This is a genomic window from Cyanobium sp. BA20m-p-22, assembly GCF_024346275.1.
Taxonomy (GTDB): domain Bacteria; phylum Cyanobacteriota; class Cyanobacteriia; order PCC-6307; family Cyanobiaceae; genus Cyanobium_A.
In genome coordinates this window covers 1-11,700 of sequence record NZ_JAGQCQ010000082.1, presented here as the reverse complement: position 1 = coordinate 11,700, position 11,700 = coordinate 1, and the positions used below count along the sequence as shown (strand labels likewise).

At 68.0% G+C, this 11,700-nt stretch carries 12 protein-coding genes; 10 read left to right on the top strand and 2 right to left on the bottom strand.

Annotated features, from left to right (window positions below; translation table 11 throughout):
• Together KBZ15_RS08960 and KBZ15_RS08955 are read left to right on the top strand one after the other, a co-directional pair.
• Window positions 1-875 (top strand): lipid-A-disaccharide synthase-related protein (locus KBZ15_RS08960; RefSeq protein ID WP_255014845.1); only part of this gene is annotated, 875 nt, incomplete at its 5' end.
• A 26-nt stretch (window positions 876-901) separates the two neighbouring features.
• Window positions 902-1,159: a hypothetical protein gene (locus KBZ15_RS08955; RefSeq protein ID WP_254929779.1), complete on the top strand. Its 258-nt coding sequence runs from the start codon at window positions 902-904 to the stop codon at window positions 1,157-1,159.
• A 7-nt stretch (window positions 1,160-1,166) separates the two neighbouring features.
• On the opposite strand, the gene KBZ15_RS08950 is transcribed toward KBZ15_RS08955, so the two are convergent.
• On the bottom strand, window positions 1,167-1,844 hold the full coding sequence (locus KBZ15_RS08950; RefSeq protein ID WP_255014844.1) for a ribonuclease D: 678 nt from the start codon (window positions 1,842-1,844) through the stop codon (window positions 1,167-1,169).
• 69 nt (window positions 1,845-1,913) lie between these two features.
• On the opposite strand from KBZ15_RS08950, the gene KBZ15_RS08945 reads away from it, so the two are divergent.
• Both KBZ15_RS08945 and KBZ15_RS08940 read left to right on the top strand, forming a co-directional pair.
• Complete coding sequence (locus KBZ15_RS08945) at window positions 1,914-2,465, top strand: cofactor assembly of complex C subunit B (protein ID WP_255014843.1); 552 nt, start codon at window positions 1,914-1,916, stop codon at window positions 2,463-2,465.
• Window positions 2,466-2,475: 10 nt separating this feature from the next.
• Window positions 2,476-3,309: a dehydrogenase gene (locus KBZ15_RS08940; protein WP_255014842.1), complete on the top strand. Its 834-nt coding sequence runs from the start codon at window positions 2,476-2,478 to the stop codon at window positions 3,307-3,309.
• Here the strand turns inward: KBZ15_RS08940 and hemF are convergent.
• Window positions 3,236-4,312 (bottom strand): oxygen-dependent coproporphyrinogen oxidase, encoded by a 1,077-nt coding sequence (hemF, locus tag KBZ15_RS08935; RefSeq protein ID WP_255014846.1) that lies wholly within the window; start codon window positions 4,310-4,312, stop codon window positions 3,236-3,238. The two genes, KBZ15_RS08940 and hemF, sit on opposite strands and share 74 nt — an antisense overlap.
• Window positions 4,313-4,422: 110 nt before the next feature.
• Here hemF and KBZ15_RS08930 point away from each other — a divergent pair, with 110 nt between their 5' ends.
• The 6 genes from KBZ15_RS08930 to gshA all read left to right on the top strand — a co-directional run bounded on the left by KBZ15_RS08930 (window position 4,423) and on the right by gshA (window position 11,499).
• Complete coding sequence (locus KBZ15_RS08930) at window positions 4,423-5,520, top strand: Mrp/NBP35 family ATP-binding protein (RefSeq protein ID WP_255014841.1); 1,098 nt, start codon at window positions 4,423-4,425, stop codon at window positions 5,518-5,520.
• A 5-nt stretch (window positions 5,521-5,525) separates the two neighbouring features.
• Window positions 5,526-6,803: a rod shape-determining protein RodA gene (gene rodA, locus KBZ15_RS08925; protein ID WP_255014840.1), complete on the top strand. Its 1,278-nt coding sequence runs from the start codon at window positions 5,526-5,528 to the stop codon at window positions 6,801-6,803.
• Entirely contained in the window at window positions 6,755-8,179 is a 1,425-nt protein-coding gene (locus KBZ15_RS08920) for a sensor histidine kinase KdpD (protein ID WP_255014839.1), read from the top strand. Before rodA ends, KBZ15_RS08920 begins: the two co-directional genes overlap by 49 nt.
• Before the next feature lie 94 nt (window positions 8,180-8,273).
• Window positions 8,274-8,705 carry a photosystem I reaction center subunit II PsaD gene (locus KBZ15_RS08915; RefSeq protein ID WP_255014838.1) on the top strand — a complete coding sequence of 144 codons (432 nt, stop codon included), beginning with the start codon at window positions 8,274-8,276 and terminating at the stop codon, window positions 8,703-8,705.
• A 65-nt stretch (window positions 8,706-8,770) separates the two neighbouring features.
• Window positions 8,771-10,324: an anthranilate synthase component I family protein gene (locus KBZ15_RS08910; protein ID WP_255014837.1), complete on the top strand. Its 1,554-nt coding sequence runs from the start codon at window positions 8,771-8,773 to the stop codon at window positions 10,322-10,324.
• On the top strand, window positions 10,321-11,499 hold the full coding sequence (gene gshA / locus KBZ15_RS08905) for a glutamate--cysteine ligase (protein WP_255014836.1): 1,179 nt from the start codon (window positions 10,321-10,323) through the stop codon (window positions 11,497-11,499). The genes KBZ15_RS08910 and gshA overlap by 4 nt, the downstream gene beginning before the upstream one ends.
• The last annotated feature ends 201 nt before the right edge of the window (window positions 11,500-11,700 follow it).

Below are 11,700 nucleotides of genomic sequence, written 5' to 3'. Positions count from 1 at the left end.
GCTTCATCGGCACGCCCAAAAGTGATTACACCTGGGCCTCGGCGGGGCCGCCGAACTGGGGCGCCACGCCGCTGGCGGATAGCTACCACCGCTGCAAGGGCAGCGAATGGGATCGGTGGGAGTGGGCCCTGATGGGCAGCCGGCGCTGCCGGCTGGTGGCCGTGCGCGACCGGCTCACCGCCAGGGGATTGCGGCGCCATGGGGTGGCGGCCCTGGCCCCTGGCAACCCGATGCTGGATGGCTTCCCCCAGGCCCCTCTGCCGGCCTGGCTGGCGAGCCAAAGGCGCCTGATCCTGCTGGCCGGCAGCCGCCTGCCCGAGGCCCTCGGCAACGCCCGCCGGCTCCTGGAGTGCCTGGCGCTCTGGCAACCAAACCAGCCGGCCACAGCGCTGCTGGCCTCAGGGTCAACGCCCACAGCCCAGGCCTGGCAGGTTCTGCTCGCCCAGGCGGGATTCACGCCGGAGGCCCCAACCGCGGAGGTCGCCGCCACCGGCGCCACGGCCAGCTGGCGGCTGGGACGCCTAACCGTGCTGCTGGGCCAGCACAGCTTCACGCGCTGGGCTGGCTGGGCCGAGCTGGGGCTGGCCACCGCCGGCACCGCCACCGAACAGCTGCTGGGGCTGGGGGTGCCGGCCCTCTCCCTGCCGGGGCCGGGGCCCCAGTTCAAGGCCGGCTTTGCCCGCCGCCAGAGCCGCCTGCTCGGCGGTGCTGTGCAGCCCTGCTCCAGCCCCCAGCAGCTGGTCGATCGGCTGCGGCAGCTGCTCGCCGACCCCTCCGAGCGGGCCCGACTCGCCGCCATCGGCCGGCGCCGAATGGGCCCCAGCGGCGGCAGCGCCCAGCTGGCGGCCCTAGTGGAGCAGCGTCTACTGGGATGATGCGGCGATCTCTTGCTTGCGTCGCCATGGCCGGCATCCCCGATCGGGCCTACAACGCCGCCTGCGGCCTGCTGGCCAGCCAGCTGGGTATCAGCCTGGCGGCCGCCCGCCGCAAAGTTGACGTCAAGGCCTCCCAGCAGGGCTTCCGGGACACCCCAGCCAAACTGGCCCTGGCTGGGCAGATGCTGACGGAAGCCCAATCCAGCGGCACCAACAACCAGGAATTGCTCACCTCCCTACTTGAGGCGGTGGGCAACGATAAAAACTTCATGGTCGAAGATTGAGCCCTGCTTAGCGGTTGCCGCCGCTGGAGTGCTCGAACAACAGGTGATAGCGCTGGCGGTCGAGGTCGGCGAACACCGGGATGCAGCCAAAACAGCGCTGGGCCAGCTCCCAGCGCTCTTCGCGCTGGAGCATGGTTTCCAACCGATCCCGGGCCGGCAACAGGTAGCGCACGTCCCCTGCCGCATAGGCCAGCTGGACATCGGAGAGATCTTCAACCCGACCCCAGTCCGAGCTCTGGGCCTGCTTGTCGAGCTCCACCCCCACCAGCTCCTGCACCACCTCCTTGAGCCCATGGCGGGGGCTGTAGGTGCGCCCCAGGCGGCTGGCCACCTTGGTGCAGAAAATCGGATTCACGGTGATGCCAAGGTTTTCAGCCAGGGCCGCCACATCAAAGCGGGCAAAGTGAAACACCTTCTCAATCGCCGGGTTTTCCATCAGGGCCTGCAGCCGGGGGGCGGCGGACTGGCCGCGCGATAGGCGGATACAGCAGACGTTGTCGTGGTCGTCACAGACCTGCACCAGGCAGAGCCGATCGCGGCCGTGAATCAGGCCCATCGCCTCGGTGTCCACCGCCAGGGCCCTCGCGCCGGCATAGAGGGCTGCCCACTCCCCATCGAGGTCGCCGTCAAACACGGCGAACCGGGCTGGTGCCGGCAGGTTGCTGGGGGCGGAGGAGGCGGCCATAGAAATGGGACAGGAGCCCGCCCATGCTGCCAAGCCACATCGCGGCCCGGCGGCGGCAGAATGGCCGCCATGGCCAACCTCGGATCCACCCTCGTACTGACCTTGCTGCTGGCCATCGGCCTGGTTTTCTTTTTGCGGGCCGCCAGCAAAGACCGCACCACCGTGGTGGAGGTGCGCTCGTCACGGCCGCCCCTGGAGGTGCTGGGCCGGCTCAGCGAGTGGCTCCTGCAACGGGGCTGGCAGGCCGAATCCAGCGATCCCGAGCGACGCCACCTCTGCTTTCGCGCCCAGGTGGCCGCCAGCCCCTGGTTGGCCGTTCTGCTCTCCCTGCTAGGGGCAGTGGGCGCAGCCTGCCTCGCTCTGGTGCTGCGTCAGCTCCTGCCTTCCCTGGGCTGGTGGCCCCTGCTGCTGGCCCTGCTCGGGCCTGCGGCCGGGATGATCTATCGCAACAGGGCAAGGCGAGCCGAAACCCTCGAGCTGAGGCTGATCAGCCACGACACCGCTACCGGCAGTGCCCTGCGCCTGCGCGCCCACCGCGATGAACTGATTGCCCTGGAGCTCGAACTCGGGCCCCAGCTCGGCCTATTCAGCGACGGCAACCTGCTCAGTTCCCCCATCTGACCCCAAAGCCATGGATCGTCATCGCTGGGTGGGGGCCGCCCTGATCGGGGTTCTCTGCCTAGGCACCGCCGCCACCGCCCAAGCTCCCGTGATCGCCAACGTCGATCCGCTGACGGGGCCCCGCAGCCGCCTGAGCAAAGACTGGCTGGGCACGGTCCCCATGGCCAGCCAACCGGAGATTCTGGTGCTGGCTGGCCATGCCGATTCCCAGGGGATCGGTGGCGCCGGCACGGCGGGGGCGGCTGTGGACCTGGGCGGGGCCAAACCGATGCGGGCCACCATGCGCGACGAGCTCCACTGGAACCTGCTCACCGCCCAGGCGGTCGTTTCCCTGGGCCAGCGGCGGGGCCTGGCGATCCGCTTTTACGATCCGCCCCTGCGCACGATTGTCAACGGCGATGATCCCCGCACCAACTGGAGCGTTGGCAAAGCCCACGCCGCAGCTGGTGGCTACGCCCTCGAGATCCACTACGACGCCTACGGGCCCGACGGCGTGGGGTCGGGGCTGATCCCGCCGCTGCATCGCCCCCCCAGCCTTCTCGATGAAAGCCTGGCGGCGGCCTTTGGCCCCTATCCCCTCCACTATCGCGATGGCCTGGGGGCGCCGCGGCGCGGCATCGCCATTCTCGAAATCGGCAAGCTCGAAGGGCCCCTCGAAGCCGCCCTGCGCGATCCCAGCCGCAGCGCGGCCACCATCGATGCCATTGCCCTACGGGTGGTGGAGGCGATCGAAAGGGGCCTGGGCCGCGAACCCGCCCAGCCCCTAGCTGTCAGCTCACCGCCTGGTGGGGAGCGCAGCGCGCCTCAAGCGAGCCGTCCTCCAGCCAGTTCTGGGGCCGAGTGAACAGGTCGGTGAGCAGGGCTTCCCGGCTGCCCGGCTCGCTCTGGTAGCCATATTCCCAGCGCACCAGCGGGGGCAGCGACATCAAAATCGATTCGGTGCGGCCATTGGTCTGTAGGCCGAAGATCGTGCCGCGATCAAACACCAGGTTGAACTCCACGTAGCGGCCGCGGCGGTAGAGCTGGAAATCCCTCTCCCGCTCGCCGTAAGCCGTGGGCTGGCGCTGCTCGGCGATCGGCAGGTAGCTGGGCAGGAAGGCATTGCCGCAGGCACTCGCCAGGGCAAAAAGCTGCTCCCAGTTCTGCTCGATTGCCCCGAGGCGGTTGCTCCCCGCGGCCGCGGGGCCCTCGGGATCCTGGCCCTTGTAGAGCACCCCGAGGGGGTCCTGGTAGTCGTAGAAAATCCCGCCTACGCCGCGCGTCTCGCCGCGATGGCGGAGGAAGAAGTATTCATCGCACCAGGGCTTGAACACCTGGTAGTAGGCAGGGTTGACGCTGTCGCAGGCGTTCTTAAGGCTGCGGTGGAAATGCTGGGCATCGCTGAGAAAGGGGTAGTAGGGGGTGAGGTCGGCACCGCCGCCAAACCACCACACCGGCCCCGCCTCGAAGTAGCGGTAGTTGAGGTGAACGGTGGGGATGTATGGGTTGCGCGGGTGCAACACCATCGAAGTGCCGGTGGCAAACCAGTTGTGGCCCTTGGCCTCCGGACGCTGGCTGAGGATCGAGGGAGGCAATTCGCTGCCTTCCACCTCGGAGAAGTTCACCCCGCCCTGTTCGAAGACGCGCCCGCCCTTCATCACCCGCGAGCGGCCGCCGCCCCCCTCCGGCCGCACCCAGCTCTCCTCGGCAAAATCGCCCTCCCCGTCAAATTCAGCCAGGCCTGAGCAGATGGAATCCTGAAGGCCCATCAACAGCGCTTTTGCCCTGGTGCGGGAGTCGGCTGGCGGCGCTTCTAAGACCTTGGCCATGGACAGTGCGCCAAAGCGGCGCCGGAAAGGTCCCACCATTTCAGCCCAGCCCCCTCCCCCCAGGAGCCAGGGGGCGGCGCTCACCCTGCCAGCGCCGACCGGATCCAGGCGGATGGCCCCTAGGATCCCAGTTCCTGATTGCAGTCTCGATGGCCTCAGTCGAGCAGGCCCATGCCGCCCTTACGGCCGTCACCGATGCCGGCAGCGGCCGCAGCCTGATCGAGCTTGGCTGGATCCAGGAACCCCGCCTGGTCGGCGAGCGCGCCGTGTTCCTGCTCGCCCTGCCCGGGTTTGCCCAGGCCCAGCGGGATCGGATCGTCACTGAGGCTCGGGCCGCCCTGCTGGCCATTGACGGCGTGAACGAGGTGCAGATCGAGCTGGCCCAGCCCACAGGCGCCGCCCCCATCGGTGCCGCCGGCCATGGGGCGCCTGGCCCTGGGGCCGGTCAGCTCCCCCAGCGCCAAGCCATTGCAGGCGTCAGGCAGGTGATCGCGGTGAGCAGTGGCAAAGGTGGCGTGGGCAAGAGCACGGTGGCCGTAAACCTGGCCTGCGCCCTTGCCGCCACCGGGCTCAAAGTGGGCCTGCTCGATGCCGATATCTACGGACCCAATGCGCCCACCATGCTCGGGGTCGCCGATCGCACCCCAGAGGTGCGCGGCGAGGGCGCCAGCCAGGTGCTCAGCCCGGTCGAATGCTGCGGCATCGCCATGGTGTCGATGGGGCTGCTGATTCAGGAAAACCAGCCCGTTGTCTGGCGCGGACCGATGCTCAACGGCATCATCCGCCAGTTTTTGTATCAGGTGGAGTGGGGCGAACGGGATGTGCTGATTGTGGATCTGCCCCCTGGCACCGGCGACGCCCAGCTCACCATCGCCCAGGCCGTGCCGATGGCCGGAGCGATCATCGTCACCACCCCCCAGCTGGTATCGCTTGCCGATGCCCGCCGCGGCCTGGCGATGTTTGTGCAGATGGGCGTCAGCGTGCTGGGCGTGGTCGAGAACATGAGCGTGTTCATTCCTCCCGACGCACCGGAGAAGCGCTACGCCCTTTTCGGCAGTGGTGGCGGTGCCCGCCTCGCTGAGGAGGCTGGGGTGCCGCTGCTAGCCGAACTACCCCTGGAAATGCCGGTGCGGGAAGGGGGCGATGCCGGTCGGCCGGTGGTGCTCTCCCATCCCGAATCCGCCAGCGCCCAGGCCCTGATGGCCCTGGCCCGGCGCATTGGCGCGGCCCACCTGGTGCCGGCCTGAGAGCCATGCTGAGCCAGTCAGGGCGGCGCAATAAGAGGGTCTTCGGCGCCGGCGGTGGCCGCCGCAGTCCCCTGGCCAGGGTCGACCTGGTGCTCTGGGGCGTTCCTTTGGCCATGGCAGCGCTGGCCGGCATCCTGATCGCCAGCACCCAGCGCCAGGCCAATTACGCCGACTGGTACCAGCACTGGGTGACGGCGGCGGTGGGCATGGTGGTGGCCCTGCTGCTGGCCCGGCTGCCCCTGGAGCGCCTGCTTCCTTTCAAGTGGCCGATCTACATCGCGATGGTGGCCAGCCTGATCGCGGTGCGCCTCGTGGGCACAAGTGCCCTGGGGGCCCAGAGCTGGATCAACATCGGCGGTTTTTACGTCCAGCCCTCGGAATTTGCCAAGCTCGGCGCGATCCTGCTGCTCGCCGAGGTGCTGGCCCGGCACCCGGTTGATCGCCCCGTAGATCTGGTGCGGCCTGTGGGCCTGATCTCCCTGCCCTGGCTGCTTGTGTTCGTGCAGCCCGACCTGGGCAGTTCCCTGGTCTTCGCAGCCGTGCTGCTGGTGATGCTGTTCTGGGCGGGGATGCCCGGAGCCTGGGTGCTGTTGCTGCTATCGCCCCTGGTGACAGCCATCACGGCCGGCGCCCTGCCGGTGCTGCTGCTGGGCTGGATTCCTCTGGTGGGCTGGATGGCCTGGAAAAGCCTTCCCTGGAAAAGGGTGGCCCTGGCGATCAGCCTGGCGGTGCAAGGGCTGTTTGCCGTGGCAACACCCTGGTTATGGCAGCACGGCCTGCGGCCCCACCAGCGGGCCAGACTGACCCTCTTCCTCGATCCGGGCCAGGACCCCCTCGGTGGGGGCTACCACCTGCTGCAGAGCACGGTGGGTATCGGCTCCGGACAGATCTGGGGAACAGGGTTGATGCAGGGATCCCTCACCAAGCTGCGTTTCATCCCGGAGCAGCACACCGATTTCATCTTCAGCGCCCTGGGGGAGGAAACGGGTTTCCTGGGCTCGGTGCTGGTTGTGGCGGGTTTCGCCCTGCTGATGGCCAGGCTGCTGCAGATCGCGGGCCGGGCCCGCAGCGACTACGAGGCCCTGGTGGTGGTAGGAATCGGCGCGATGCTGATGTTTCAGGTGGTGGTGAATATCAATATGACCATCGGCCTCGGACCGATCACCGGCATCCCCCTGCCATGGCTGAGCTACGGACGTTCCGCCATGATTGTTAACTTCATAGCCCTCGGCCTATGTGCCTCCGTGGGCCGCCGGGGCCGAACAGCCCAGGGAGCCTGGTGAGCCTGGCCGACCTACGGAGTGCCCTGGCGGACGGCGTGCCGGCTGGCGCCAGCAGCGAAGACAGCGTGCGGCGCCAGTGGTGGGCGGCCCTGGCCACCCTGCAGGAGGACTTCCTGCTGCCGATGCAACCCCTTAAAGGGCTGTGGCTGGCGGCCCCCCTGCCTGCCCTCTACGAGCCGGTGCTGTTGCAGCAACTCCAGGGCTGGGTGTGGGCGCCCAGGGAACTCGCCGACCTGCTGACGAGCTCCGCTCCCCTGCTGGGGGGAGCCGGCAGCTCCCCAACCGGGGGGGCGGGCGCAAGCGGTTTCCAGCGGCTGCCCCTGGAGCCGGCCGATGGCACCGATCCGCTGCTGCTGGTGATGACCCCCCGCCTGCAGGTGGCGCTCTGCCTCGATGGTCCCCCTGAGGGCCGGCGCCTGATCGCCCGATTCGACCCGGAGGCCCTTTCCAAAGCCCTCAACCTGATCCACGGACGCCTGCTGGCCAGCGACCCCGGGGCCTCGACGGCCCTGCGCACCGCCCTGGAGGAGCTGGGCCCCCTGCGCAGCGAAGAGCAGCTGGGGGTGCGGTTCTGGCCCCGGGTGGGGGAACGGCTCGCCGCCATCGCGCCGAGCCTCACCCTCCAACCCCTGGTGCACGGGGGCAAGGGTCGGGACCGATCCCCCACTGACATCCCCCGGGAGGTGAGTAGCGAACTGGCCCTGCTCGAAGCGCTCACCCACGAGGTGCGAACTCCCCTCGCCACAATTCGCACCCTGATTCGCTCCTTGCTGCGGCGCGGCGACCTGCCGCCGCTGGTGCGCGGGCGCCTCGAGCAGATCGATGGCGAATGCAGCGAGCAGATCGATCGATTTGGCCTGATCTTTCTGGCGGCCGAGCTCCAGCGCCAGCCAGGCAACGACCAGCCCCTGGGCCAAAACGATCTGGCCCGCACCGACCTCAGCCAGGTGCTGCTTCAGCAGCAGGAACTGTGGAAACGGCAGCTGGCCCGCCGCGGCCTGGAGTTGGAATTGTTGGTCCCAGCTGGCCTTTCGCCCGTGCTCAGCGATCCGGCCCGGCTGGAAACCATGCTCGGCGGCCTGATCGACCGGTTCAGCCGCAGCCTTCCCGCCGGCAGTCAGGTCAGCGTCAGCCTGCTGCCGGCAGGTTCCAGGCTCAAGCTGCAACTGAGCAGCGAGGGCCATCGCCCGGAAGAGCCGGTGCTGGATGGCGAGGGCGACCAACGGGAGCTGGTGGGGCCGGTGCTGAGCTGGAACCCCGCCACCGGCAGCCTGCAGCTCAGCCGCCAGGCCACCCAGCGGCTGTTCCATCGCCTCGGCGGTCGTCTGACCGAACGCAGCGGCAGTGGCCTGACCGTTTTTTTTCCCGTGTGCTGAGCGGCCGGTTTGTTGACGGGTGTGAAGACTGCGGGCGAAGCGCAGAACGGGCCAAAACCTCAGTGCTAGCTTCCGGTTGAAACGTTCCAAAGCCATGGCAGCTACGGCGCTCAGCGGTCAACTCCCGAAGTACCTCGGCAGCACCGGCGGCCTGCTGAATTCCGCCGAAACGGAGGAGAAATACGCAATTACCTGGAGCAGCCCGAAGGAACAGGTGTTTGAGCTGCCCACCGGCGGGGCCGCCCACATGAACGCGGGCGACAACCTGATGTACTTCGCCCGCAAGGAGCAGTGCCTGGCCCTTGGCACCCAGCTGCGCACCAAGTTCAAACCCAGAATCGAGGACTACAAGATCTACCGGATCTATCCCGGTGGGGACACCGAATTCCTGCACCCCAAGGATGGCGTCTTCCCGGAGAAGGTGAACGAAGGTCGCCCCATGGTGGGCCACAACCCCCGCCGGATCGGCGCCAACCCCAATCCGGCCAACCTCAAGTTCACCGGCAAGAACAGCTTCGACGCCTGAATCGCGTCGACCAACTCCCATAAGGGCGGGGCCTGGGTGCCCCGTTTTTTTTGCCCGCCAAACCGATGCCGAGCACCGATCGCGATGGCTTAGCCCAGCAGGCGTTTCTGGACATGGTGGCAGCCGGCCACAACTTCATTCCCCTCTGGAAACGCTGGCCCGCCGACCTGGAAACGCCCCTCACCACCTGGCTGAAGGTGGGAGCAGCAAGTGAGCACGGCGTGCTGCTGGAGTCAGTGGAGGGCGGCGAGCGCATCGGCCGCTGGAGCTTCGTGGTCAGCGACCCCCTCTGGACCCTCACCAGCCGCGGTGCCCACTCCCAGCGCCGCTGGCGCGATGGCCGCTGCCAAACCCTGCAGGGCAACCCCTTCGAGCTGCTGCGCGAGTGCCTGGAGCCCCTCTCAAGCCCGCCGATTCCGGGGCTGCCTCCGGTGGGCCAGCTGTTTGGCTTCTGGGGCTACGAACTGATCCGCTGGATCGAGCCGATTGTGCCGGTGCACCAGCCCGGGGAGGACTCCCCCCCGGATGGGTCCTGGATGCTCGCCGACAGCCTGCTCGTGTTCGACCAGGTGAAGCGCCAGATCACCGCCGTGGCCTACGCCGACCTCAGCGGCGGCCAAGACCGGCAGATGGCCTACGCCGCCGCTGCCGCCCGCATCAGCGCCCTGGAAGAGCGCATGCACGCCCCCCTGCCAGCCTCGGTGACTCCCCTGCGCTGGCACGACGCCAGTCCGGCTGAGATGGCCAAGAGCCTGATCACCAGCAGCAACTTCGGCCAGGAGACCTTCGAGGCGGCGGTGCTCCAGGGCGAACACCACATCGAGGCGGGGGATGTGTTCCAGCTGGTGCTTAGCCAGCGGCTGGAAACCCGCATTGACCGCGATCCCTTCGAGCTCTACCGCAGCCTGCGCATGGTGAATCCTTCGCCCTACATGGCCTTCTTCAACTTTGGCGGCTGGTATCTGATCGGCTCCAGCCCCGAGGTGATGGTGAAGGCCGAACCGATCCCGGAGGGGGGAGTGAAAGCCTCGCTGCGGCCGATCGCAGGCACCCGCCCCCGCGGTCGCGACGAAGCGGAAGACCTGGCCCTAGAAAAAGAGCTGCTGGCCGATCCCAAGGAACGGGCCGAGCACGTGATGCTTGTTGACCTCGGCCGCAACGACCTGGGCCGCGTCTGCCAGCCCGGCACGGTGAAGGTGGGCGAGCTGATGGTGATCGAGCGCTATTCCCATGTGATGCACATCGTCAGCCAGGTGGAGGGACTGCTGGCCGAGGGGCAAACCGTGTGGGACCTACTGATGGCCTCCTTCCCCGCCGGCACCGTCAGCGGCGCCCCCAAAATCCGCGCCATGCAACTTATTCATGCCCTGGAGCCCGATGCCCGGGGCCCCTACTCCGGGGTGTACGGCGGAGTTGACCTGGGCGGCGCCCTCAACACCGCCATCACCATTCGCACCATGGTGGTGCTGCCCCATCCAGAGGGGGGCTGGCGGGTGCAGGTGCAGGCCGGCGCCGGGGTGGTGGCCGATTCCAACGCTGCTGCCGAATACCAGGAAACCCTCAACAAGGCCCGCGGCATGCTCAAGGCAATTGCCTGCCTGCTGCCCCCCCAGCCATGAAGGATCCCCTGTTGCTCAAGGGCTTTGAAGTGGAGCTCTACACCGGTCGGGCCGACGGCACGGTGGTGGGTTGCTCAGCGGCGGCGGCGGCGGCCCTGGAGGGCTTCGTCACCGAGCCCGACCAACGCAACCTGGAATACATCACGCCCCCCGATGCCAGTTACGCGCGCCAGCTACAGCTGTTGATCGAGCCGCGTCAGCGCCTGCGCCGGTGGCTGGCCAGCCGCCAGCTCACCCTGCTGCCGGGCAGCGCCCTCAGCCTGGGCAACAGCCGCCATTTCGAGCGCTCCGACCCGGCAAACCCTTACCACAGCTACATCGAGGCCACCTACGGCACCAAGGTGGTTACCGCCAGCGTGCACATCAACCTGGGGCCCATCAGCGACCGGGGCCCCGGGCAAATGGACCGCCTGTTTGCCGGCCTCCGCCTGCTGCGCTGCGAGGCTGCCCTGCTGCTGGCCCTCAGCGCCAGTTCCCCCTTCCTCGACGGCGAGGTCACCGGCGCCCACTCCCAACGCTGGCTGCAGTTTCCGCTCACCCCGGCCGAGGTGCCGCTGTTCCTCGACCACCAGCACTACATCAACTGGATGGGGCAGCAGCTGGAGCTCGGCACGATGCAGAACGTGCGCCACCTCTGGACCTCAGTGCGGCCCAATGGGGACAACCGGCCCCACGACCTCAACCGGCTGGAGATCCGCATCTGCGACCTGGTGACGGATCCGCTTCTGCTGTTGGCGATCACGGCCTTCGCCGAACTGCGGCTGCAGCAGTTGCTGCGCCAGCCGGAACACTGCGACCCCCTCCAGGCCAGCAGCCTGACACCAAGCGAATTGGCCCTCCTGGCCGACGCCAACGAAAAGGCCGCGGCCGTCTCAAGCCTGGAAGCCACCCTGCACCACTGGCGCCATGGGCAGCCGGTGCTGGCAAAGAGCTGGTTGCTTGAGGAGCTTGCAGCCCTGGCCCCCCTGGCCAGCGAGCTCGGGCTCACGCAGCTGCTGGCGCCGTTGGGAGGGGTGCTGGAACAGGGCAATCAGGCCATGCGCTGGCTGGCTGGCCACCAAGCCGGGGTTCCGATCAGCAAGTTGCTCTCCCTGGAGATCGCTGCCATGGCAACCCGGGAAGTTGAACTGCTGGAGGCAATCGCCACAGACGCCGGGCCGCTCCCTTTGGGATGATCATGGCTCTGTTTGCTGCTCAGCCAGGCCCAATGGGGGAGTCAATGCCCAGCCCCACCCTCACCTCCCCGACTTCCCAGCGGGTCACCCGGCTACTGGGCGAGCGCCTGGAGCTAGTGGAAGACCTCTGGGAAACCGTGCTCCACAGCGAGTGTCCCGCCGGTCAGGCGGAGCGCCTGCTGCGGCTCAAGCACCTGAGCG

Bases quoted from the DNA above. Each gene is read 5' to 3' on its own strand.
- KBZ15_RS08955 (WP_254929779.1), top strand. From the start codon at position 902: ATGGCCGGCATCCCCGATCGGGCCTACAACGCCGCCTGCGGCCTGCTG.
- KBZ15_RS08950 (WP_255014844.1), bottom strand. From the start codon at position 1,844: ATGGCCGCCTCCTCCGCCCCCAGCAACCTGCCGGCACCAGCCCGGTTC.
- KBZ15_RS08945 (WP_255014843.1), top strand. From the start codon at position 1,914: ATGGCCAACCTCGGATCCACCCTCGTACTGACCTTGCTGCTGGCCATC.
- KBZ15_RS08940 (WP_255014842.1), top strand. From the start codon at position 2,476: ATGGATCGTCATCGCTGGGTGGGGGCCGCCCTGATCGGGGTTCTCTGC.
- hemF (WP_255014846.1), bottom strand. From the start codon at position 4,312: ATGGTGGGACCTTTCCGGCGCCGCTTTGGCGCACTGTCCATGGCCAAG.
- KBZ15_RS08930 (WP_255014841.1), top strand. From the start codon at position 4,423: ATGGCCTCAGTCGAGCAGGCCCATGCCGCCCTTACGGCCGTCACCGAT.
- rodA (WP_255014840.1), top strand. From the start codon at position 5,526: ATGCTGAGCCAGTCAGGGCGGCGCAATAAGAGGGTCTTCGGCGCCGGC.
- KBZ15_RS08920 (WP_255014839.1), top strand. From the start codon at position 6,755: ATGTGCCTCCGTGGGCCGCCGGGGCCGAACAGCCCAGGGAGCCTGGTG.
- KBZ15_RS08915 (WP_255014838.1), top strand. From the start codon at position 8,274: ATGGCAGCTACGGCGCTCAGCGGTCAACTCCCGAAGTACCTCGGCAGC.
- KBZ15_RS08910 (WP_255014837.1), top strand. From the start codon at position 8,771: ATGCCGAGCACCGATCGCGATGGCTTAGCCCAGCAGGCGTTTCTGGAC.
- gshA (WP_255014836.1), top strand. From the start codon at position 10,321: ATGAAGGATCCCCTGTTGCTCAAGGGCTTTGAAGTGGAGCTCTACACC.